Source organism: uncultured Prevotella sp. (genome assembly GCF_946407605.1).
In the GTDB taxonomy this organism is placed as follows: domain Bacteria; phylum Bacteroidota; class Bacteroidia; order Bacteroidales; family Bacteroidaceae; genus Prevotella.
The window spans coordinates 23,982-45,603 of sequence record NZ_CAMJOS010000008.1; the positions used below are offsets into that span (position 1 = coordinate 23,982).

Consider the following 21,622-nt stretch of genomic DNA (forward strand, 5'->3'; position numbering starts at 1 on the left):
AGCCATTTTCCTCGTTCTGTTCCTTTACATAAGAGGCAGAAGGAGTCACTGAGTCTATTGATGTGAAGTAAAAGAACGGTGCATCGTCGTTCACAGGTGATATCGTGTTTATCTCTATCTGATGTTCATTGGCTTTCACCTCCATCTGAACTGGTTCCAAGCCACTATTCATCTCAATAACTCCTGCCAGTATGACCAGCAATCCCTGACCTGCTACAGTGGCAATGCGATAGAAGGTGCTACGAATACCTACATAGAGAGACTGCTCGTGGTCATCGAGGGCATGCATGTAATAGCCATCAGCAGCAATGTCGTGGGTGGCCGAGGTGAAGGCTACCAGCCAGAAGGCTGCCAGCGACAGCTGGAAGAAGAACGATGTGGGCAGCGAGAACGCAATGCAAGCAAAGCCGATGGCGATGATAAACTGCATCGTTACCGTCCACCAACGTTTGGTCTTCATCAGGTCCACAAAGGGACTCCAGAAGGGCTTGATGACCCACGGCAGGTAGAGCCAGCCAGTATAGAGTGCGATGTCAGTATTCGAGATACCGAGACGTTTATACATAATGGTCGAAATGGTCATAACGGCCACATAAGGCAGGGCCTCTGCCATGTAGAGCGTTGGTATCCACGCCCAGGGATTACGTTTTTTATCCATGTTAATATTCTTGTTTTATTTCTGCACCTCTATAATAATATAGCAGGATGTCATCGTAGTCGTAGCCTTTCTCGCCCATCACGGCGGCACCAATCTGACAGAGCCCCACACCATGGCCCCAGCCGCGACCCTTGATGATGAACTTGCCATCGCACTTCTTAACCTTGAAAGCGCTGCTGTAAAGGTGGGTCTCGCTCAGGGCTCTGCGAATCTCCAGCTCCTTACCGATGATGAACGAACGCTTGGTGCCCACTAGCTGCAACCTCCAAATACGGCCGCTCTTGCCGCGGTCGAGAGGGATAATGTCGATGATGTCTCCCAGATCGAGCTTCGTCTTGCGGTTAACAAGTTCCGACAGTTCCTCCTGTGTATATTCCACCCGCCACTCATAGAAGTCGGGTGTCTCCTGATCGTAGTCGTTGAGCACCTGCGACAGTATGCGACTGTCGTTGGTGTGGCAGAACGGGTCGCTGACAGATACGAGGTAGGGCTTCTTGATGTTCTCCCAGCAATACTGGAACTCCTCCGTCTGACCGCCGCAGCATTTCGAGAAACGGGCGTCGCAGAGCTCATTGTCATAGGTGAGCACCTGACCACGGGTGGCCTTGATAGCCTCGGCCACAGCGGGTGATGAGGCACGGGTGATACCCTGATAACGCTGACAATGGTCGTCAGCGCAGACGTCGAACAGCGTGTGGTCCTCGCGGTCATACCAGCGCAAAAGCTCGTCCTCCTTCTTCACAAACGAGAAGAACCCTCTTTCCTCTTTGCTCTTCACACTTTCCTCACGCTTCTTCATCTGATAGAGCAGCCACGAACGAGAGATAACGGCATGAGCTTTCAATAATTCAGGTGAAGAGGTGGCACTCATCTCGCTGGAGATAACACTCTCCAGGTATTGTTCTACGGGCAACTCGTTGATGGCCAGTACTTTATCGGCTTCAACTACCAAACGTAGCGTGCCGCGGAAGGTCTGATGTTCCTGGCGTTCCCAATGGAAGCCCACACCGATGGTGACATCACGAAGCGTGAACGACACATCATCGCCTTGAGGCTGGAAGCGCAGCTCGCGATAGTTCTGTCCGCGCCACAGCAAGCCACCCTCGGCTAGCTCTACCGTCTGCAAGCCCGTAATGGTCTCGCCTTTGGCCGTATAATTGCCGTTTAGGCAGAACTCTATCTTCTGAGCACTCACAATGCCCACTGTGACTTGTGGCTCCTCGCCCATAGAGGAGGGACGCTTCACGTTTATAACCGTCTTGGCAAGGCGCTCTTTCAGCGTCTCGAGCTCGTCGGCAGACAAAGCGCACTCTTTCAGAATGTCTTCGGCCACCTCGGGAGTGATACGCTCGTAGTCCTCGTGGCGCGGCGTAATCAGATAACCCGCCATGTCCAAGGCGCCAGGACTCACCAAATACTGTTCGTCACCAGTTTTATAATAGCAGTCGGGACGGTGCTTTTTTCTAGGGAACACCACGGATATAAACTCCTCGTCAACATGCCAGGCCACAATATTCATCATAGGCTCTGACTGATCGGACATCTTGGGCAAGGCATGGTAGAGCGTGGCAAACATGCGTTCGCTACCACGACGGTTGCGAGCCCTGATGACAAGTGCAGAACAGGGATAATCCTCGATGACGCTGAGCGTGGCATCATCGCCACGGCGGGCCACCTCGGTGAGGTTGCGTGACAGACGTTGCCACTCTTTTTGCAAAGGCAGAATGCCCGATGTGCCAGCCTGTAGGTGGGCATGGTCAGGTGCCGAGGCACCACAGAGTGGACCGTTGTAGAACACCATCAGCTCAGGATAATGATTCAGCAGTTGTATCATCTCGCCGTACATTCCACGAATCTGTTGTGTGTGATGACGACGGGCGGGGATGGTGAAATGCATCGGCAGGATGGGGTAGGGATTGACCAGCAACTCATAGTCCACATCCTGCACCTTGGTCAGCTGTTCCTGCGGGCGGTTCTTTCGGCAGAGGAAACAGGGACGGGCGGCTACCGCCTCCTTAGTGATGGTGGCGCCGGTAGAACGGATGCGGGCGGGGTTGAACTGCACTTCGAAGGTCGACGTTCCCACGTTCAGCTCGCGGGTCTCCACATGACTCAGTTCACGATAGCGTTCACGCGTCTCAGGCCACAAGCGCAGCTGGCGATCGAAAAAACGGTCGAGTGATGAGAGGGGAGTGTTGAAAGATGATAGCTGAGAGTTCTTGGCCTGACGGGCTTTGATCTCCATGGTACGCAGACGATCCTTATAGAGGTTGTTGGCATTGATGCGATCGATGCTCAAAGCAGCATCGGAGTTGCCTCCCCAACGGCGACACAGATAAAGCTCGTCATAGATGCGGCCTATGCGGAAATTACGCGAGAACCATAGTCCCATGGCGTAGTCCTCACCATAGCTGGTGTTGGGTAACTGTACCTGACGGAGTAGTGGAGTGAAGAATGCACGCGGTGCACCTAAACCATTGATTCGCAGTGCGTTATTAGGCCCGTTTTCTTCAGTCCATTCCTTGTGGGCGATGAGTCCCGGCGGTAATGTGTTCAGGTCGAAATCGCACATGCGATACGAGCCCACGACCATGGCAGCGTTCTGTTTGTAAAACGCATCGACGATGGTCTGCAGCGTCTTCGGTGAGGAGTATAGGTCGTCGCTGTCCAGCTGTACGGCAAAGCGTCCGCAATGGGTGTCGTTGATGGCCATGTTCCAGCAGCCGCCGATGCCCAGATCGGTGCGCTCTGGGGTGATGACGTGGAGTTTGTCGCTGTTGTTCTGGGACAGACTGAACAGGATGTCGGAAGTGCCGTCAGTGGAGTGGTTATCCACCACAATGACGTTATACTGGAATGAGGCCTCCTGCTCCAAGGCGCTCTTCACTGCATCGGCAATGGTCTTGGTGCGGTTGAAGACGGGGATGATGACCGAGGCCTCGCACTCGAAAGGCTGCTCGTCGTAGTCAACGGTTAGCAGGTTGTTGGTATCAACCAAGGCACCGATGGCCTCCAGATGGCGTGTGGCCACCTGTTCCATCTCTATCTGCACCTCGCGGTTGGCAGGGTTCACATAGTCGAACTGCTTCTCGCCAGAGGCTCTCACGTCGCGCTCTACTTCAGTATAAAGCAACTCGTTCAGATGGAGCAACTCACCCTGACGACTCAGATAAAGCCGCAGGTCATAGAGTCCACCATATATATAATGGGTGTTGGTGGCATCGTGGGCCCATTGTCGAAAGAGATCGCCACGAACCAGCCATAATGAGCCGAAGTCGAAATCGTCGCGGATAGAGCCTAACTGATAGTCGATGGCGGGATGCCGCTCTATTATCCATTGGTCTTGGTTCCTCTTTTTTTCGTAACGGTCGGCAAAGACCATGGCGGCGTTGCTGTCGCAGGCGGCCTGAACCATGCGTTCTAAGGCTCCTGATCCAAGTTCTAATGCCGCGTCCTTCACCACTAACGCTACAAACGAGGCCGAGGTCTGCTCGGCCATTTGTCTTAGTGCCTCGCTGGAGCGGATGCCCTTCACGGGATACACATTTTGTACTAGGGTGCTGGTTAGCAGCTGTTCTCTCAGTGTCTCAGCCCATGCTTCTTCGACATCGGGCAGAAAGATATCAAGATATTGTTTCATGAGTTTCGTAAATTTTCCTGCAAAAGTAATAAAATTATGTCAGTAAACAAAATTCCATAGAAACATTTTGCCATTTCCTTAAAAATTTGTAACTTTGCACCTTAGTATGTAATCAGCAGAGATTGGTATGACTGACAAGAAAGTGTTACTTGGACTGACAACGGCGGAACTGAAGCAGGTTGCGCAGGAGTTGGGTATGCCCGCCTTCACCGGCGGACAGATAGCCAAGTGGCTGTATGAGAAAAATGTCAGGAGTATAGATGAGATGACCAACCTCTCGAAACAGAACCGCGAACGGCTGGCAGAGAAATACTGTGTTGGCGCCATGGAGCCTATCGATTGTCAGCGTAGCGTGGACGGCACTATCAAGTATCTGTTTCCCGTGCGATGTAGCTCTGTCTGTTGCTGTGACACGGCAACAAACGAAACAAAGTTCGTTGAGACTGTTTTTATTCCCGATGACGACCGTGCCACACTCTGCGTGTCCAGTCAGGTGGGCTGTAAAATGAACTGCCTGTTCTGTCAGACTGGTAAACAGGGTTTTGAGGGCAACCTGAGTGCTGCCGACATCCTGAACCAGATTTATGCGCTGCCCGAACGCGAGCGCCTCACCAACGTGGTGTTTATGGGGCAGGGTGAGCCGATGGATAATTTAGATAACGTGCTTCGTGCTACTGACATCCTGACGGCCAACGATGGCTATGCTTGGAGTCCCAAGCGCATTACTGTGAGTAGCGTGGGCGTGAAGAACAAGCTAAAGCGTTTCCTCGATGAGAGCCAGTGTCATGTGGCCATCTCCATGCACTCACCCCAGCCTGACCAGCGCTTGTCGTTAATGCCTGCCGAGAAGGCTATGCCGATAGCCGACACGGTGGCGCTGCTGAAGCAATATGACTTTACGCATCAGCGTCGCTGCTCGTTCGAATACATTTGTTTCAGTGGACTGAATGATAGCCTGGAACATGGACGGGCCATCGTCAATCTGCTGCAGGGGCTGGAGTGCAGAGTCAATCTGATTCGTTTTCATCAGATTCCAGATGTGGACCTGCCTGGTGCTGACGAACGACGTATGGAGCAGTTGCGTGACTATCTTACCCAGCATGGCGTATTCACCACCATTAGGGCCAGTCGCGGACAGGACATCTTTGCGGCTTGCGGCCTGCTGAGTACGGCGGTAAAAGACGGAAAAGTAAAAAAGTAAAATTAGATAAAGATATGGAAGAAAGAAAAATACGCGTAGCTATTACGCATGGTGATACCAACGGCATTGGATATGAGGTAATTCTCAAGACCTTTGCAGACCCTACTATGTTGGAGCTGTGTACCCCTATCGTCTACGGCTCACCCAAGTTGGCCTCTTATTACAGTAAGACCCTCGGCATTGAAACGCCGTTTACCACCATCAATCATGCCAACGAGGCCCGTGAGGCCCGTCTGAACATGCTTGCGGCTGTTGATGATGAAGTGAAGGTGGATCTGGGCATCTCAACGCCTGAGTCGGGCATGGCTGCCAAGGCAGCTCTCGACAGGGCGCTGGCCGACTATAAGGAAGGACTCTTCGATGTTCTGGTAACGGCTCCCGTCAGCAAGAACAGCATCCCCAACTTCAATGGTCATACGGACTATATTGAGAAAACACTGGGTGACGGTCAGAAGGGCCTCACCATCCTGACCAACGATGATCTGCGTGTTGCGCTGGTCACTAATAATGTGTCTATCAAGGATGTGGCCGAGGCTATCACAAAACAGAAAATTGTTGAGAAGGCACGTTGCTTCTATCAGGCATTGAAGCGCGACCTGCGAGTGTCGAGCCCACGTATTGCTGTGCTGGCGTTGAATCCCCGTTGCGGCGAGGATGGCATCTTGGGCGATGAAGAGCAGACTATCATTACACCGGCCATCAATGAACTGGCAGAGCAGGGCATTCAGGTCTTTGGTCCCTATGCTGCCGATGACTTTTTCGGTCGTAGCGCCTACTATCATTTCGATGGCGTGCTGGCTATGTATCATGACCAGGGACAGACGCCTTTCAAGGCTGTGGCCTACGAGAATGGTGTACGCTTCACTACCGGTTTGAAGCTGATTCGTACTGCGCCGGCTCATGGCGCATGTTTCAATATGGTTGGAAAGGACATGGTGGACGAACAGTCGCTGCGTAATGCCATCTACGAAGCTATCGATGTGTGGCGTAACCGTCAGAACTATGACGAGCCTATGGAACATCCCCTGCCAAAGCTCTATCACGAGAAACGCGACGACAGTGAGAAAGTGCGCTTCCGTTCGTCGAGCGATGAGAACTCACGCAACAAAGAACCTCGTAAATGAGTTAATTTCTGCCAAAATTGCAGGTGTTTCAAAAAAAATGTGTAATTTTGTCAGCCAATTATGAATAGTGCCGAACTACAACGCATCAAACAGAGGTATAACATCGTGGGCAACTGCGATGCGCTGAACCATGTATTAGATGTTGCCTTACAGGTGGCACCTACTGACTTGAGCGTTCTCATCATCGGCGAGAGTGGCGTGGGAAAGGAGATTATACCACGTGTGATTCATGATAACTCACCTCGTAAGCGCGAAAAGTATTTTGCCATCAACTGCGGCTCTATCCCTGAAGGAACAATTGACTCTGAGCTTTTCGGACATGTGAAAGGTTCGTATACGGGAGCTGTCAACGACTCGCCAGGTTATTTCGGCGTAGCCGATAAAGGCACGCTGTTCCTCGATGAGGTGGGAGAGTTGCCGTTGGCCACGCAAGCCCGTCTGCTGCGTGTGCTCGAAACAGGCGAATATATCCCTGTGGGCGGCACAGAGATTCGTAAGACCGATGTGCGTATCGTGGCTGCTACGAATGTCAACATCCGACTGGCTATCAGCGAAGGGCGTTTCCGTGAGGATCTTTACTATCGTCTGAACAGTATTCCTATCCAGATGCCGTCGCTACGCGAACGTGGTGAGGACATCATTCTGCTGTTCCGTCTCTTTGCCATGCAGATGGCTGAGAAATACCGCATGGAGCGTATTGTACTGACTGATGAGGCCAAGCACATGCTGATGCGCTATAAATGGCCGGGCAACGTCAGACAGCTGAAGAATATCACGGAACAGATATCGGTGCTCAGTAAAGAGCGTACTATCACGCCCGAGATTCTGGCAAAGTTCATCCCTCAGGATAAGGAGACGACACAGTTAGCAGTCGTAGGCACCCCCAACAGTGACCATTCGTTTGAAAATGAGCGCGAGATTCTCTATAAGATTCTTTTCGAATTGCGCGGCAACGTGAACGATATGCGTCGCGAGATGAGTCAACTCAAGAAACAAATGGAGGATGTGAAAGCCTCACCAGCTTCATCCATCAGTCCTATAGGTCCTATCAGCCCCATAGGTCCTATCAGTTCGATACCTCCGCTCGAAGAAGCTGAGGCAGAAGAGTATATTGAGCCGACGCCTGAGCAGGAGAACCTGAATCTTAATGACCTAAGTCGTCAGATGCTGGAGAAAGCGTTAGAGCGTAATAACGGCAACCGCAAGAAGGCGGCACAGGAACTGGGCATCAGTGATCGCACCCTCTATCGTCGTCTCAAGCAATATGGTTTGATGTTGGTACTCTTTATGGCCTCGCTTTTCATGTCGTCATGTTATACTTTTAACGGTGCCAGCATTGATTATACGAAGACAAAGACCATACAGATTACTGAATTCCCCATTCGTTCTAATTATGTATGGGGACCAATGGCCAATATCTTTAATACTGCATTGAAGGATCAATATGCCGACCATACCAAACTCGTTCAGGTGAAACGTAATGGCGACTTGAAACTGGACGGTGAGATTACTCGCTATGAACAGCGTAACAAGTCTGTCAGTAGCGAAGGCTATTCTGCTCAGACGGAACTGACGATGACAGTTAATGTGCGTTTTACCAACAATAAAAACCATGAGAAGGACTTTGAACGCCAGTTCTCCTCTTCAACCACCTACGAGACTACGCAGTCGCTTAACTCTGTTCAGGAAGAACTGGTTACGCAGATGACCAAGGATATCATTGATCAGATATTCAATGCCACTGTGGCAGATTGGTAAAGGGATGGCAAAATGTGAAAGAATAAAACAAGGAAAGAATGGATATAGTTGAACTTATCGAACATCCTGAGCGCATGGATCGCGACACCCTTTATGAGTTGCGGTCGCTATTGGCTTTATATCCGTATTTCCAGACGGCCCGCCTGTTGATGCTTCAGAACCTCTACCTGCTTCACGACCCCTCTTTCGACCAGGAGTTGCGTCAGGCAGCTATCTATATCACTGACCGTAAGGTACTTTTCCAGATGATAGAGGCTGCCCATTATCAGCTGAAGGTTCAGAATACACAGCCTGAGCTTGTCGACAGACTTGATGCCGACGACAGAGACAGCCGTACCCTTTCACTCATTGATGACTTCCTGGATTCGCTGCCTAAGGATGAGTCGCAGCAGGAGAAAAAAGGCAAGCGCAAACCTACACCTGCCGATGCTGCCGTAGACTATGTAGCATACCTTCTTGAAAGCGAGAGTGATGAAGACCGAGAGCAGGCCGCAGAGGTGCCACAACTCATAGGTCAGAGCCTTATTGATTCATTCATAAATAATGACAAAGGTAAGATAATCCTCAATGAGAACCCCACACTCAAACCTGATCTTGATGCCGACACGGTTGATAGGCAAAAAGAAGGCGAAGAAGGGTATTTTACCGAAACTTTAGCCAGAATTTACATCAAACAGGGGAATTATTCCAAAGCTTTAGAAATTATTCAGCAATTAAGTTTGGATAATCCGAAAAAAAATGCTTACTTTGCAGACCAAATGCGTTTCTTAGAAAAATTAATAATAAATAGTAATAAAAAATAATTAACAAAATGGGAACTTATTTTCTTTTAGTTATCCTTATCGTGATTGCCTCCATTCTCATGGTGGGCATTGTTTTGATTCAGGAATCAAAGGGTGGTGGTTTGGCTTCAAACTTCGCCTCTTACAATCAGATTGGTGGTGTACGTAAGACCACCGACTTCATCGAGAAAGCTACTTGGGGACTTGCAGCCTTCATGGTTGTAGTCAGTATCGTGTGTGCCTATGTGGCTCCTAAGAACGATAATGCTTCAAATGCTCTCGATCAGGCTGTAGAGGCTCCTATGACAAGCCCTGCTAATTCTAACGGTCTTGTATCAAGCCCCGTTCAGGAGGAGCAGCCCGCTGCACCTGCAGAAGCAGCTGCACCAGCTGAGAATCAATAAACCTCAATAAAAAACGTATAGGCCCCTTGCACTCCCTTCTTGGGAGCAGCAAGGGTCTTTTTATCAAAAGAAGAAGGTATGAAAACAACAACCATGACTTTAATGATCGCGCTGGCCGCTATGACGGCAAATGCACAAACGGCCGATCAAACGGAAAACTGTAAGCAAATCACGGTGGGCGATGTCACCATGACTGTAAATCCCGAGAAGGGCGGTAAAATCCTATCGCTCAAGTACAAAGATCAGGAGGTTATCTCCCAGTCGCCTCGTCCAGAGGCCTTTGGCAGCACTTTCTGGACCAGTCCTCAGAAAGAATGGAACTGGCCTCCTGTACAAGAGTTTGACAAGCAGCCTTATACCATCGAGGAGCATGATGGTCGTCTCATTTTGACCAGTCAGCCTTCGGCCCGCTTGAAATATCGTGTCCGCAAGGAGTTTGCTACCGATGCAAAAGATAAAGCTATTGTTGTTACCTATTCTATTATTAACGAGAGCGACGAGGTGCGTCAAGTGGCTCCATGGGAGATTACTCGTGTGCCCAATGATGGTGGTATCATTTTCTTTGATGCACCGCTCGATGGCATCACACCTGCTGGCCTGATGACTTTCGCAGAAGCCAATGGCGCTGTGTGGTATCAGACTGACGAAACCAATGCCAACCGCAAGATAAATGCCGATGGTAAGGGCTGGCTCGCCTTTGTTGACAAGGGGCTACTGCTGCTTAAGAAGTTTGAGGACCTGCAGCCCTCACAACCTGCACCTAACGAAGCAGAGATTCAGGTCTATGTGAATCGTGGTAAGACCTACATTGAACTTGAAAGTCAAGGTGCTTATACCACGCTGCAGCCTCATGGCGAACTGCAATGGACGGTGCGCTGGTATCTGGTGCCGGTGAAAACTGAACCCCAACCTTCTTCCCGTTTGATGAAGATTGTCAAGAAACTGCTTTAAAGAGATTCAATGAAGAAAGGAGTTAAACTATGAGAAAGGGCTTCCTGATAGGAGGAGGCTTTATTCTTTTGGGGCTGATGCTGCAACTTGGCGTCGGCCCTGTGGTGTGGGATGCCCTCGCGTGGCCTGTCAACGGTATTGTGATGATAGCCTTCTTATTGCTGATAGCAGTTTGCTATCTGTTTAGGAAGAAGGCGTCAGTATTTCGATTCGTGGGCACATATCAGGCGGCTATTCCTGCATTAGTCTATGCCGTCTTGCTGACTATCGTCATGGGCCTGATACGTCAGAACCCTGAAGGTAAATGGCTCGAAAACATGTTGGTGTTCTGGCCTTTCGTGCTCATTTATGTCTATATGGCGTTGATTCTGGGTGTGGTGGTTGTTCGTCAACTTGTAACCGTCCTCTCTCACTTCTCGCTTTTCACTTCTCATTTCTCACTTCTCTCTCATATGGGACTTTTCCTGGCCATGACTACTGCCACATTGGGTAATGCTGACATGCAGCGTTTGAAGATGGTGACGACGGTAGGAGAACAGGAATGGCGTGCAGTGACGTCGTATGGCACTATTCAAGAGATGCCCATGACGATTGAGTTGAAGCAGTTTATCATGGAGACCTATGATGACGGCTCGCCCAAGCGTTTTGCCTCAGATATCTTGGTACGTACGAAAGATAATGAAGAGATACAGACTACTATCGACGTGAACAAGCCTGTCGAGGTGGATGGCTGGAAGATTTACCAATATAGTTACGATACGCAGATGGGACCGCAAAGCCAGATCTCGATATTGGAACTGGTGAGCGACCCTTGGCTGCCGTTGGTATATACTGGCATTTATATGTTGCTGGCAGGAGCCGTTTGTATGTTTATTTTTGGAGGAAAGAAGAAATGAGCTGGGAACAATTCATCTATTTCGCAATAGCTGCAGTACTGCTGTGGGTTGTTGGAGCATTGGCTGCCTGGAAAAACAAGACAACGCTGGCCTATGTTACCACTGCGCTTGGCCTGTTCGTGTTCCTCTCCTTTATCATTTCGTTGTGGATATCGTTGGAACGTCCGCCATTGCGTACGATGGGAGAGACACGTCTTTGGTATTCATTCTTTCTGCCCTTAGCAGGCATCATCGTCTATTCGCGTTGGAAATATAAGTGGATACTATCGTTCTCTACCATGCTGGCATTGGTGTTTATCTGCGTCAATCTCTTTAAACCAGAGATTCATTCCAAGGCATTGATGCCTGCCCTACAGAGTCCATGGTTCGCCCCCCACGTCATCGTCTATATGTTTGCTTATGCCGTCTTTGGGGTCAGCACGCTGATGGCAATCTATTTGCTTTTCAAGAAAACTCACGCCTCCAACCTCAATGCTCAATCTTCTTTGGACAACCTTGTCTATGTCGGTCTCGCCTTTATGACCTTCGGCATGCTCTTTGGTGCTCTATGGGCCAAGGAAGCTTGGGGACACTATTGGTCTTGGGACCCAAAAGAGACATGGGCTGCCATCACTTGGTTCGCATACCTTATTTATATTCACTATCGTCGCTTGCCAAACCACAAGCCTCGTCTGGCAATGTGGCTGCTTATCTTCTCGTTCATCCTCTTACAGATGTGCTGGTGGGGCATTAACTACTTGCCATCTGCACAAGGTTCCAGCGTTCATACCTACAACATGCAATAAACTAATGTTGTCTCTATGAAGGAATCTTTTCTGAATACAGAGCATATAGCATGTAGTACCGATGGGGTAGAGTACCATCCGCTACGTCCTTTTCTGCCAGAGAATGCACGGCTGCTGTTCTTGGGTAGCTTCCCGCCACAGCGCAAGCGCTGGAGCATGGACTTCTTCTATCCCAACTTCATCAACGACCATTGGCGCATCGAGGGCCAGGTGTTCTTTGGCGACAGGAATCATTTCGTTGATCAAGATGCCAAACGTTTCCTACTTGACAATATCGTGGACTTCTGCAGGGAGAAAGGGCTAGCTTTCTACGATACATCAACGGCTGTCCGTCGTCTGCAAGACAACGCCTCCGACAAATTCCTCGAGGTGGTGGAACCTACCGATATACCTGCCTTGATACAGCAGCTACCCCATCTGCGGGCCATCGTTACCACAGGCGAGAAGGCTACTGACACCATCTGTTCCTCGCTCCAGATACCCCATGGCCCTAAGGTCAACACCTTTGTGACTATTCCAGAACGATTAAATACCGATGGCGAGTCGATAGTCCTTTATCGTCTTCCCTCATCATCGCGTGCCTATCCCTTGGCTTTCGATAAAAAAGTGGAAGCTTATAAACGAATGTTTGAACAATTTCTGAGCCCATGCTGACGGAGAAAACAATGGAGAAGCTGCGGATTCTCGCAGAGTCGGCAAAGTACGATGTATCGTGCTCGTCGAGTGGTACTGTGCGTAAGGGGAAGGAAGGCATGGTAGGCTCTACTGTCGGCGGCGTGGGCATCTGCCACTCGTTTGCCGATGATGGACGTTGTATCTCATTACTTAAGGTGATGCTGACGAACTACTGCATGTACGATTGTGCCTACTGCATCAACCGTCGTACGAACGACATCCCACGGGCCACGCTCTCCGTCTCCGAACTCGAGGAAATCACCATGGAGTTCTATCGTCGTAACTATATTGAGGGACTGTTCTTGAGTAGTGGGGTGGTGCGTAATCCTGATTATACGATGGAACGCCTGACAGCCATTGTACGTGACCTTCGTAATGTACATCGCTTCAATGGTTACATCCATTTGAAGACCATCCCTGGTGCCTCACAGGAACTTCTGCAAGAAGCTGGCCGCTATGCCGACCGTATGAGCGTCAATATCGAGATTCCTAAGGAGGAATCGCTCAAGGCGCTGGCACCAGAAAAGGACCATCAAAGCATCTTACTGCCGATGTCACAGATTCAGCAGGGCGTGCTTGAGAATAAAGAAGACAGAAAGAAGTTCCGACATGCTCCCCGTTTTGTGCCTGCTGGTCAGTCTACGCAGATGATTGTGGGTGCTACAAAGGAGAGCGATCTCGATATCCTGACGATGTCAAACGCAATGTATCAGCAGCCCACCATGCGGCGTGTCTACTACTCGGGCTATGTCAGCGTCAACACTTACGACCCTCGACTGCCCGTCTTGAAGCAGCCTCCCTTGGTACGTGAGAACCGTCTTTATCAGGCCGACTGGCTCATGCGCTTCTATCACTTTAGCGTCGACGAGATTGTCGACGAGATGCACACCCATCTTGATCTCGATGTCGATCCAAAACTGGGCTGGGCCTTGCGCCACCCAGAATTCTTCCCTGTTGATATAAACAGCGCATCCTACGAAGAAATCCTTCGTGTACCAGGCATTGGGGTCAAGTCGGCCATGCTTATCGTCAACTCACGTCGCTTCAACCGCATCACGTCCTATCATCTCAAGAAAATGGGTGTGGTGATGAAGAAGGCCAAATATTTTATCACTTGCGGCGAGCTCACATCTTCGTTCTCACAGCCCATCATCGGCATCAATGAATTGCATCCAGAACGCCTCCGTCCTCTGCTCATCAGTAAGGCCCAACAAAAGCGTGCCGTCGCTGAGCAGCAACTCTCTCTTGACTTCAAAGACGATACCCCTTCTGACTTGGCTTAATTATTAAAAAATTTGAACGTTGAAGGCTGCGTGAGGATAAGGGAGTGAAAATGTGAGGGAGACGTGAGGGAGAACGAATATCCCTCACGTGCCTCCAGCCCTTTGTACATCGGCATATGAGAGGGGTTATGTGAGTATGTGAGGGTAAAAATGAAATTCATTGAAAAACGAGAAATCATGAAATTGACTGTGAAATTGTAAGGGATGCCTTCCAAGGGTGACGGAGATAATCTCCAACACTGTAAGGAATGGCACTTTACATTGTAAAGTATCATCCCTTAGGGGGTAAAAGTCCTATCCCTTACGATGTAAGAAGGCATCTCCTTGGTGAAGAGGAAAGAGGAAGGTGGAAAGAGGAAAGAGTTCAGACCCAAGAGCCCCCAACCAAGACTCGCTTATTCGTACTTTGAGCTTCGCTCGAAGGTACTTTCGCTTGGAAATACTCAAATAAATTTGGTATTTCACTCACTTATTCGTACCTTTGTCATCAATTATGACGGTATATGTGTTTGACGGAACGATGGACGGGCTGCTGACGGCGGTGTTCGACGCATTCCTTTTGAAGGAAGAGCCTGAGGAGTTGCTGGCGGAGGGCGACGCGCTGCCGTTGTTCTGCGACCATACCTATCACGTAACGACAGACGAGGAGAAAGCACGACGGGTGTGGACTGGACTGGAGAAGAAGCTGACGCGTGAGGCCCTGCGACTGATTTCCGTCAGTTGGCTGTCGGAACAGCGGGAACTGAACACGCCGCTGTTTCTATATATATGTAAAGTCTTTAAGTTGGGCGATATCTCGCGGAACTTCGCTGATGCCGATGTGCTCGCCGTGACGAACATTGCCCGTCGCGTGCTGCACGAGCAGTTACGCATGAAACAGTTCATCCGTTTTCAAAAGGCGAAGGACGGCACCTATCTCGCTGTTGTCTCACCCGATCATAATGTCTTGCCCATCATCATCGATCATTTCCAGGATCGGTTCAACGATCAACCCTGGCTGATATACGATGCGAAGCGGCACTACGGGTATTATTATGACGGCAAAACCGTCATTCATGTGACCTTCGAGGACGAAGCCACTGTGCCCTTCGATTTATCGAATGGGAAACTCGATACTGATGTGCTGAGTGAGAACGACAAACTGTTCCAGGACCTCTGGCGCACCTATTTCAAGGCTATCTGTATCAAGGAACGTATGAACCCTAAGAAGCAGCTCAGCGACATGCCTCGTCGCTATTGGAAATATATGACAGAGAAAAATGGATAATTAAACAATAGGATTATGAAAACAAAACATGTACAGTACGAAACACAGGGTACTTGCTCGAAATTGATTGACGTGAGTGCCGATGAGAATGATGTGATTCAGCAGGTGTTCTTCCTTGGAGGATGTCATGGAAACCTCCAGGGTATCAGTAAGTTGGTGACGGGTCAGAAGATTGATGACGTAATAGAGCGTATCAATGGTATCCGTTGCGGCAACAAGAGCACCTCGTGTCCTGACCAGTTGTGCCGTGCTTTAGAACAGTTGAAATCAGCTCCACTTGTTGAGAACGATGAAAGATAATGAGAATGAGCGTTTCCCGATTGTTGATGAAGAGGGAACGGTAATAGGACAGGCCACACGTGGCGAGTGTCATAGCGGCTCGCATTTGCTGCACCCTGTGGTGCATCTGCACGTCTTTAACGCGAAGGGAGAGGTGTATTTGCAAAAGCGACCAGAGTGGAAGGATATCCAGCCTGGCAAGTGGGACACGGCCGTGGGTGGACACATCGACTATGGTGAGACACCAGAGGATGCGTTGCGTCGTGAGGTAGGTGAAGAGTTGGGCATCACGGCTTTTACACCAGAGTTTGTTGGTAAGTATGTCTTTGAGAGCAAACGCGAAAGCGAGCTGGTATATGTGAACCGCACCATCTACGACGGTCCCATCCGTCCCTCAGCCGAAGAGCTCGACGGAGGTCGTTTCTGGTCAATGTCTGAGATTCGCGAGACAATAGGGCATGGGGTGCTGACACCAAACTTCGAGAGTGAGTTTCAGCGTTTCTTCTTGAATCAATAAGCCCCCAGTATCTGCTCGGCGTGTTCCTTGGTCTTCACCTGTTTTCCAGCGAAGATCTGCTCGATGATACCCTCCTCATTAATAATAAAGGTGGTGCGGATGGTACCCATCGTCTTCTTGCCATACATCGACTTCTCACCCCAGGCTCCCATAGCCTCCAGAAGATCGTGATTGATATCGGCAATCAGGGGAAACGGTAACTCATATTTCTCCTTGAACTTAACGTGCGAGGCGGCAGAGTCTTTACTCACGCCAACTACCTCGTAGCCCTTGCCCTGTAACTCACTATAATGGTCGCGCAAGCTGCAAGCCTCTGCGGTACAGCCACTTGTGTTGTCCTTCGGATAGAAATACAACACCAACTTACGACCCTTGTAGTCACTTAGACGGATGTCTCGTCCCTGTTCGTCCTTGCCCAGTATCTCGGGTGCCTTGTCTCCAATGTTCATTTCGATATGTTTTAGGGTTACTTTTTCTTCTTAGGTTTCGGCTCTGGTAGCTCCCTGCACGTCGTGCTGACCAGTTCTGAGAGGTAGTCGCGATCATCCACGTCGGCAATATAGAAATAGTCCTTCGCTCCTTCGTATGGCGGACGCATATCCACAACTCTTAGCAGCTTTCTTCCTGCTTCCGTCGGTTTCAGATAGAAACAGTCATCACAGATCAGTCCGAAGATTTTTCCATTACAATAAATCCCATAGTCACCAAACATCTTCTTGGCGACTATCTCACCCGCACCAGAACATTGGTCGGTGATATACTGAACAAAATCCGCGTTACTTGCCATAGCTTTTCTTTTATTTGTCAATCAAGCGGCGAGTGAGATCGCCATAAGCATCAATGCGACGGTCACGAAAGAAAGGCCACCAACGGCGTACCTGCTCGGAGCGTTGCATATCAACCTCGACGATGGTTTCTACTTCTGCGTTGGTGGGTGCCTCATAGAGAAGTTCGCCCTGAGGACCAGCTACGAAACTGGTGCCCCAGAAAGGCACACCATCCTCGTCGCCCACACGATTGACGGTAATGACGGGCAGCCCGTTGGCTACGGCGTGACCACGTTGGACGGTCTGCCAGGCCATGCGCTGGCGCTCCTGTTCATCCTTCGTGTCATTGGGATCAAAGCCGATGGCGGTAGGATAGATCAGCAGCTCTGCACCAGCCAACGCCATGAGTCGTGCGGCCTCGGGATACCACTGGTCCCAGCATACCAAAACGCCCAGTCTGCCTACAGAGGTTTGGATAGGTTTAAAGCCCAGGTCGCCAGGTGTGAAGTAGAACTTCTCGTAGTATCCGGGGTCATCGGGGATGTGCATCTTACGATACAGGCCTGCAATGGTGCCGTCTTTCTCGAACACTACGGCTGTGTTGTGATAGAGCCCTGCAGTACGACGTTCAAAGAGTGAGGTGACGATGACCACTTGCAAATTCTTGGCAAGCTTGCCATAGAACTCGGTAGAGGGGCCTGGGATGGGCTCTGCCTGGTCGAAGAGATTCACGTTTTCCTCCTGACAGAAGTACAGACCGTTGTGCAGCTCCTGCAATACGATGAGCTCAGCGCCCTCATGGGCCAGCTTCGTTATTTTTTCAGCCAGTCGCGCCTTGTTAGCGTTAATGTCGGCTGTGTTATGCTGTTGAATGATTCCAACTCTCATATTTTCTTTACTAATTTCCTTTTTTACTATTAATAATACTGCATGGTGCAACAATGCAGACTACCATGCTGTTTGATGACGGCACGACAGTCTATACCAATGATTTCTCTATCGGGATAGGCCTCGCCAATGATGTGGAGCGCATCAGCATCCAGGTCGGGCTGGTTGTAGGTGGGTACCAGTACGGCACCATTGATAACCAGATAGTTGGCGTAGGTGGCTGGCAGGCGGTCCTCACCATCATAGATGGGGCGGGGCAGGGGAAGCTTTAAAAGACGATAGGGATGACCGTCAAGGGTACGCAGGGTCTTCAGCTCCTCTTCCATCAGCATCAGGTCAGGATGGCTGGCATCTCCCCCCGTATAAAGAATGGTATCCTCAGGACATATGCTCACCAGCGTGTCGATATGTCCGTCGGTATCATCGCCAATAAGTGAACCGTGGTTAAGCCATACGATGCGTTCGGCTCCTAAATTATCCTTCAGTCGAGACTCTATCTCAGCCTGTGTGAGGGGCTGGTTGCGATGAGGTGCCATCAGACAGCAGGTAGTGGTGAAGACCGTTCCTTTACCATCACTCTCGATGGAGCCGCCCTCGAGCACAAAGTCCAGATGGCTCTCGTAGTGGCCCTTAATGGTGCCCTGCTCGTATAAATGGCCGTTGATCTCGTTGTCGAGCTTCGCTTCGAACTTCTCACCCCAGCCATTGAAGCAGAAATCCAGGAGGATAAGTTCGCCACTGTTCTCTTTAACGGTGATAAAGCCATGGTCGCGTGCCCAGGTGTCGTTAGACTTGACAATAACTAATTGGCATTTGGCAACTGGTTTAACAAAGCCTTCTGGGGCTACGATGATGAGGTCTTCTCGCTGACTGATCTCGCGAGCCATCTCTTCGTAAACCGCTGTGATTTCAGGCAGTATTGGAGCCCAGTCTGTGTCCTTGTGGGGCCACGTCAACTGTACAGCACTTTGCTGCTCCCATTCTGCCAGCATGCGTCTCTTTTTTGCTTTCATGGCTGCAAAGTTATAAAAAAAAGGATAATTGACAATTGATAATTGATAATTTTTTGTATCTTTGCAAACAAAATAAGATGAATAGATGCTGGAACTGAACGAAGTGCTGGTGGAAGGTGCCGCAAATACCGTGTCAATGATGGCGCAGGAGCGACAAATGACGTGTCTCACTGGAGGCACGGCTCAGGTGCGTTCGCATCTGTTGTTGGCCATACTGGGACTGGTGCCTGTGAAAAGCGGCTTCGTCAATATTGATGGCGAGCCCTTGGAACGACAGACCATGAAAAAGTTGCGCAAGATGATGGCCTATGTACCATCGGAACTGCGAGCAGAAGGAGAGGTGACGGTCTATGAGCCACCTTCCGTTCAGGACCTCTTTATGCTGAAGGACAACCGTGAGGCTGCAATCTCGAACGGCTTGCTGACAGAAGAGATGAAACGAACGTGTGCCCCCCAGGAGAAGGCACAGCTGCTGGCAATGGCTGTGTTAAGACAGCGTCCTATCTTGTTGGTGGAGAATCCTGCCATTGAATCGGCTGGCTACCTGAAAGGCTTGGCTAGAGATGGTCGTATCGTGGTGGTGGCGAGTGAAGAGAGAGCCATTCTTGATATGGCTGACGAAATAATAGAGATATAGAGTATGCAGATAACCGATATTTCCTTATGGGGCGTAGCCCTGATGGTGGTGCTCATGGCGTTGGCTGTGGCATTATTCCTGTTGATTGACCGTCGCGAGATGATGCGCGTATTGAAGGTGTTTGGCCTGACATTGGGTCAAATGATATTGGCAGGCGTTGGTGTGTGGCTTGTCTATAAGGTGGATGGCTGGTGGATGGACATCCTATGGCTTCTCATAATGCTCGCGCTGTCAGGAGCCTGGTGTCTGTATGAGATGAAGTGGCAGGTAAAAAAGTTAGCGTTACCTCTTGCGGCTGCCTTGGTGGCGGGTTGCCTGGTGGCTGGCGGTAGCATGATGCTGACGTTGCCAGGTCGTTGTTTCGTACCCGTCTTTGGTGTGCTTCTGGCCTATATGATTACCTCCATTACGCTCACACTTCAGACCTATCAGCGTTGTTTGTATCATACAGAGTCGCATCGACTGTATCTGCAAGCCAATGGCGCCACCAAGCTTGAGTCGTTGATGCCAGGCATACGTCGTGCTCTGAGAGCCAGTATTCAACCGCAGTTACGAACAATGGCACAGCCCCTGTTGGTGGCCATGCCATTGCTGTTTGCCGGAATGTTATTGGGCGGCGCGTCGCCTGTCGCAGGTGTCTTCGTGCTATTGCTACTGATGGTAGCTGCTTTCGTAGCCTCTATCGTAGCAGGCATTGTTGCCGTCGGTCTCTATTCCAAATTATCTTGCTAACAAGAATTTCTTGAAGTCCTCGAAGTTCTTCGTCATGGGGACGCTCTGCTTCTCGCCCTTCATAAAGGCTGCGAGGCGCTCAGGTATCTCTACATCGATACCAAGGATATCATCGACCTTCTCTTTGAACTTAGCCGGATGGGCTGTCTCACAGAATATACCAATCTCACCTGGTTGCAGACTATCTTCGAGAGCCTGATAGCCACAAGCACCGTGAGGATCGAGAATATAGCCCGTCTCTTTGTAGCATTTTCTCATCGTCTCCTTAATCTGCTCGTCGCTATAGGTAGCACCGCTGATGAGGCTGGTGATGACTTTGTGTGTTTCCTCGGGTGACAGTTTACCGTTCTGGCTATAGAGGTTGATGATGCGGGCGAAGTTGGATGGGTCGCCTACATCCATCGCATTGGCCAGCGTCTGCTTCGAGGGCTTGGGGTTATACTGTCCTGTCTGCAGGTAGTTGTAGAAGATGTCGTTGGCATTGTTAGCGGCGATGAAACGCTTCACCGGCATGCCCATCTGATGACCAAACAGAGCGGCGCAGATGTTGCCGAAGTTTCCGCTGGGCACGCAGATGACGATATCCTCGGGTTTGTGTCCTTGAGCTATGAGCTGAGCCACAGCGTTGAAATAATAGAAAGCCTGAGGCAGGAAGCGTGCTACGTTAATCGAGTTCGCAGAAGTCAGCATCATATGCTTGTTCAGTTCCTCATCCATAAAAGCGCTCTTCACCAGTGCCTGACAGTCGTCGAAGACACCATCGACCTCAATGGCTGTGATATTCTTTCCTAATGTGGTGAACTGGCACTCCTGAATGGGGCTCACCTTTCCTTTCGGATAGAGCACATACACATGGATGCCCTCCACGCCAAGGAAACCATTGGCTACGGCGCTGCCAGTGTCGCCGCTGGTAGCCACAAGCACGTTAACTGTCGAGTATATGGCTGTGCCACAGCCACAAACAGAACTACCTTGACGCAGAAAATACTGCAGCAGGCGTGCCATAAAACGGGCACCTACGTCCTTGAAGGCCAGTGTGGGACCGTGAAATAGCTCCAGTGAATAGATATTGTCTTTAACTTTTACGACAGGACAGTCGAACTGCAATGTGTCGTAGACCAGGTCCTGTAGGGCGTCAAGGTCTACATCATCGCCAAAGAAGGCGCTAGCCACATTGAAAGCGATGTCCTGAAAGCGCATTTTTGGCATATCGTCAAGAAATGCCTTTGGCAACTTGTGAATCACTTCGGGCATATAGAGTCCGCGGTCTTCAGCCAGACCCTTGACGACGGCCTTGTTTAAATCGGCCAGAGGGGCTTTTCCATTGGTGCTGTAGTATTGCATGATTCTTTTCGTTTTATTTCT

21 protein-coding genes and 2 pseudogenes are annotated in these 21,622 nt (G+C 50.1%); 16 read left to right on the top strand and 7 right to left on the bottom strand.

Features of this window, described 5'->3' with window-relative positions:
• Positions 1-160: 160 nt before the first annotated feature.
• Together Q0R57_RS14730 and Q0R57_RS05300 are read right to left on the bottom strand one after the other, a co-directional pair.
• Positions 161-658: pseudogene (locus tag Q0R57_RS14730) on the bottom strand (MFS transporter); the annotation flags it as partial.
• A 1-nt stretch (position 659) separates the two neighbouring features.
• The gene (locus tag Q0R57_RS05300) at positions 660-4,298 is read right to left on the bottom strand and encodes a DUF4922 domain-containing protein (protein WP_294744366.1); all 3,639 of its coding nucleotides are present in this window, start codon (positions 4,296-4,298) and stop codon (positions 660-662) included.
• A gap of 127 nt (positions 4,299-4,425) precedes the next feature.
• On the opposite strand from Q0R57_RS05300, the gene rlmN reads away from it, so the two are divergent.
• From rlmN to Q0R57_RS05370, 14 genes and pseudogenes are all read left to right on the top strand, one after another.
• A complete protein-coding gene (rlmN, locus tag Q0R57_RS05305) occupies positions 4,426-5,499 on the top strand; it encodes a 23S rRNA (adenine(2503)-C(2))-methyltransferase RlmN (protein ID WP_294744368.1) in 1,074 nt (357 codons plus the stop codon).
• Between the two features lie 14 nt (positions 5,500-5,513).
• Positions 5,514-6,623: a 4-hydroxythreonine-4-phosphate dehydrogenase PdxA gene (pdxA, locus tag Q0R57_RS05310; RefSeq protein ID WP_294744370.1), complete on the top strand. Its 1,110-nt coding sequence runs from the start codon at positions 5,514-5,516 to the stop codon at positions 6,621-6,623.
• Positions 6,624-6,683: 60 nt separating this feature from the next.
• Positions 6,684-7,895 (top strand): annotated as a pseudogene (locus Q0R57_RS05315) (sigma-54 dependent transcriptional regulator); the annotation flags it as partial.
• Between the two features lie 30 nt (positions 7,896-7,925).
• Positions 7,926-8,381: an LptE family protein gene (locus Q0R57_RS05320; protein WP_294744499.1), complete on the top strand. Its 456-nt coding sequence runs from the start codon at positions 7,926-7,928 to the stop codon at positions 8,379-8,381.
• 38 nt (positions 8,382-8,419) lie between these two features.
• A complete protein-coding gene (locus Q0R57_RS05325; protein WP_294744372.1) occupies positions 8,420-9,184 on the top strand; it encodes a tetratricopeptide repeat protein in 765 nt (254 codons plus the stop codon).
• Between the two features lie 8 nt (positions 9,185-9,192).
• On the top strand, positions 9,193-9,567 hold the full coding sequence (secG, locus tag Q0R57_RS05330; RefSeq protein ID WP_294744374.1) for a preprotein translocase subunit SecG: 375 nt from the start codon (positions 9,193-9,195) through the stop codon (positions 9,565-9,567).
• Positions 9,568-9,660: 93 nt separating this feature from the next.
• Positions 9,661-10,518: a hypothetical protein gene (locus tag Q0R57_RS05335; RefSeq protein ID WP_294744376.1), complete on the top strand. Its 858-nt coding sequence runs from the start codon at positions 9,661-9,663 to the stop codon at positions 10,516-10,518.
• Between the two features lie 29 nt (positions 10,519-10,547).
• Entirely contained in the window at positions 10,548-11,414 is an 867-nt protein-coding gene (locus Q0R57_RS05340) for a cytochrome c biogenesis protein ResB (protein WP_294744378.1), read from the top strand.
• On the top strand, positions 11,411-12,199 hold the full coding sequence (gene ccsA, locus Q0R57_RS05345; RefSeq protein WP_294744380.1) for a cytochrome c biogenesis protein CcsA: 789 nt from the start codon (positions 11,411-11,413) through the stop codon (positions 12,197-12,199). Before Q0R57_RS05340 ends, ccsA begins: the two co-directional genes overlap by 4 nt.
• A 15-nt stretch (positions 12,200-12,214) precedes the next feature.
• Complete coding sequence (locus tag Q0R57_RS05350) at positions 12,215-12,853, top strand: uracil-DNA glycosylase family protein (RefSeq protein ID WP_294744382.1); 639 nt, start codon at positions 12,215-12,217, stop codon at positions 12,851-12,853.
• Positions 12,847-14,157, top strand: a complete 1,311-nt coding sequence (locus tag Q0R57_RS05355; protein ID WP_294744384.1) for a putative DNA modification/repair radical SAM protein — start codon at positions 12,847-12,849, stop codon at positions 14,155-14,157. Before Q0R57_RS05350 ends, Q0R57_RS05355 begins: the two co-directional genes overlap by 7 nt.
• 493 nt (positions 14,158-14,650) lie before the next feature.
• Positions 14,651-15,424, top strand: coding sequence for a TIGR03915 family putative DNA repair protein (locus Q0R57_RS05360; protein WP_294744386.1), 774 nt, complete (start codon positions 14,651-14,653; stop codon positions 15,422-15,424).
• A gap of 15 nt (positions 15,425-15,439) precedes the next feature.
• The gene (locus Q0R57_RS05365; protein WP_294744388.1) at positions 15,440-15,724 is read left to right on the top strand and encodes a TIGR03905 family TSCPD domain-containing protein; all 285 of its coding nucleotides are present in this window, start codon (positions 15,440-15,442) and stop codon (positions 15,722-15,724) included.
• The gene (locus tag Q0R57_RS05370; RefSeq protein ID WP_294744390.1) at positions 15,714-16,220 is read left to right on the top strand and encodes an NUDIX domain-containing protein; all 507 of its coding nucleotides are present in this window, start codon (positions 15,714-15,716) and stop codon (positions 16,218-16,220) included. Before Q0R57_RS05365 ends, Q0R57_RS05370 begins: the two co-directional genes overlap by 11 nt.
• On the opposite strand, the gene bcp is transcribed toward Q0R57_RS05370, so the two are convergent.
• Genes bcp through Q0R57_RS05390 form a run of 4 tightly spaced genes read right to left on the bottom strand, consistent with a single transcriptional unit; the run spans position 16,214 to position 18,888 of the window.
• Positions 16,214-16,669 carry a thioredoxin-dependent thiol peroxidase gene (gene bcp / locus Q0R57_RS05375; RefSeq protein ID WP_294744392.1) on the bottom strand — a complete coding sequence of 152 codons (456 nt, stop codon included), beginning with the start codon at positions 16,667-16,669 and terminating at the stop codon, positions 16,214-16,216. The two genes, Q0R57_RS05370 and bcp, sit on opposite strands and share 7 nt — an antisense overlap.
• 17 nt (positions 16,670-16,686) lie before the next feature.
• Positions 16,687-17,007: a TfoX/Sxy family protein gene (locus tag Q0R57_RS05380; RefSeq protein ID WP_294744394.1), complete on the bottom strand. Its 321-nt coding sequence runs from the start codon at positions 17,005-17,007 to the stop codon at positions 16,687-16,689.
• A 10-nt stretch (positions 17,008-17,017) separates the two neighbouring features.
• On the bottom strand, positions 17,018-17,875 hold the full coding sequence (locus Q0R57_RS05385) for a carbon-nitrogen hydrolase (protein ID WP_294744396.1): 858 nt from the start codon (positions 17,873-17,875) through the stop codon (positions 17,018-17,020).
• A 29-nt stretch (positions 17,876-17,904) separates the two neighbouring features.
• Positions 17,905-18,888, bottom strand: a complete 984-nt coding sequence (locus Q0R57_RS05390; RefSeq protein ID WP_294744398.1) for an agmatine deiminase family protein — start codon at positions 18,886-18,888, stop codon at positions 17,905-17,907.
• Positions 18,889-18,973: 85 nt separating this feature from the next.
• Between Q0R57_RS05390 and Q0R57_RS05395 the strand changes: the two genes are divergently transcribed.
• A complete protein-coding gene (locus Q0R57_RS05395) occupies positions 18,974-19,525 on the top strand; it encodes an ATP-binding cassette domain-containing protein (protein WP_294744400.1) in 552 nt (183 codons plus the stop codon).
• 3 nt (positions 19,526-19,528) lie between these two features.
• Entirely contained in the window at positions 19,529-20,257 is a 729-nt protein-coding gene (locus tag Q0R57_RS05400) for an ABC transporter permease (RefSeq protein WP_294744402.1), read from the top strand.
• Here Q0R57_RS05400 and thrC read toward each other — a convergent pair.
• On the bottom strand, positions 20,246-21,601 hold the full coding sequence (thrC, locus tag Q0R57_RS05405; protein WP_294744404.1) for a threonine synthase: 1,356 nt from the start codon (positions 21,599-21,601) through the stop codon (positions 20,246-20,248). The genes Q0R57_RS05400 and thrC overlap by 12 nt on opposite strands.
• Positions 21,602-21,622: the final 21 nt, after the last annotated feature.

Coding starts and splice junctions, on each gene's coding strand:
- Q0R57_RS05340 (WP_294744378.1), top strand. CDS start 10,548: ATGAGAAAGGGCTTCCTGATAGGAGGAGGCTTTATTCTTTTGGGGCTG.
- Q0R57_RS05300 (WP_294744366.1), bottom strand. CDS start 4,298: ATGAAACAATATCTTGATATCTTTCTGCCCGATGTCGAAGAAGCATGG.
- bcp (WP_294744392.1), bottom strand. CDS start 16,669: ATGAACATTGGAGACAAGGCACCCGAGATACTGGGCAAGGACGAACAG.
- thrC (WP_294744404.1), bottom strand. CDS start 21,601: ATGCAATACTACAGCACCAATGGAAAAGCCCCTCTGGCCGATTTAAAC.
- Q0R57_RS05385 (WP_294744396.1), bottom strand. CDS start 17,875: ATGAGAGTTGGAATCATTCAACAGCATAACACAGCCGACATTAACGCT.
- Q0R57_RS05325 (WP_294744372.1), top strand. CDS start 8,420: ATGGATATAGTTGAACTTATCGAACATCCTGAGCGCATGGATCGCGAC.
- Q0R57_RS05390 (WP_294744398.1), bottom strand. CDS start 18,888: ATGAAAGCAAAAAAGAGACGCATGCTGGCAGAATGGGAGCAGCAAAGT.
- Q0R57_RS05355 (WP_294744384.1), top strand. CDS start 12,847: ATGCTGACGGAGAAAACAATGGAGAAGCTGCGGATTCTCGCAGAGTCG.
- Q0R57_RS05335 (WP_294744376.1), top strand. CDS start 9,661: ATGACTTTAATGATCGCGCTGGCCGCTATGACGGCAAATGCACAAACG.
- ccsA (WP_294744380.1), top strand. CDS start 11,411: ATGAGCTGGGAACAATTCATCTATTTCGCAATAGCTGCAGTACTGCTG.
- rlmN (WP_294744368.1), top strand. CDS start 4,426: ATGACTGACAAGAAAGTGTTACTTGGACTGACAACGGCGGAACTGAAG.
- Q0R57_RS05370 (WP_294744390.1), top strand. CDS start 15,714: ATGAAAGATAATGAGAATGAGCGTTTCCCGATTGTTGATGAAGAGGGA.
- Q0R57_RS05350 (WP_294744382.1), top strand. CDS start 12,215: ATGAAGGAATCTTTTCTGAATACAGAGCATATAGCATGTAGTACCGAT.
- Q0R57_RS05360 (WP_294744386.1), top strand. CDS start 14,651: ATGACGGTATATGTGTTTGACGGAACGATGGACGGGCTGCTGACGGCG.
- Q0R57_RS05380 (WP_294744394.1), bottom strand. CDS start 17,007: ATGGCAAGTAACGCGGATTTTGTTCAGTATATCACCGACCAATGTTCT.
- Q0R57_RS05395 (WP_294744400.1), top strand. CDS start 18,974: ATGCTGGAACTGAACGAAGTGCTGGTGGAAGGTGCCGCAAATACCGTG.
- Q0R57_RS05365 (WP_294744388.1), top strand. CDS start 15,440: ATGAAAACAAAACATGTACAGTACGAAACACAGGGTACTTGCTCGAAA.
- secG (WP_294744374.1), top strand. CDS start 9,193: ATGGGAACTTATTTTCTTTTAGTTATCCTTATCGTGATTGCCTCCATT.
- Q0R57_RS05320 (WP_294744499.1), top strand. CDS start 7,926: ATGTCGTCATGTTATACTTTTAACGGTGCCAGCATTGATTATACGAAG.
- Q0R57_RS05400 (WP_294744402.1), top strand. CDS start 19,529: ATGCAGATAACCGATATTTCCTTATGGGGCGTAGCCCTGATGGTGGTG.
- pdxA (WP_294744370.1), top strand. CDS start 5,514: ATGGAAGAAAGAAAAATACGCGTAGCTATTACGCATGGTGATACCAAC.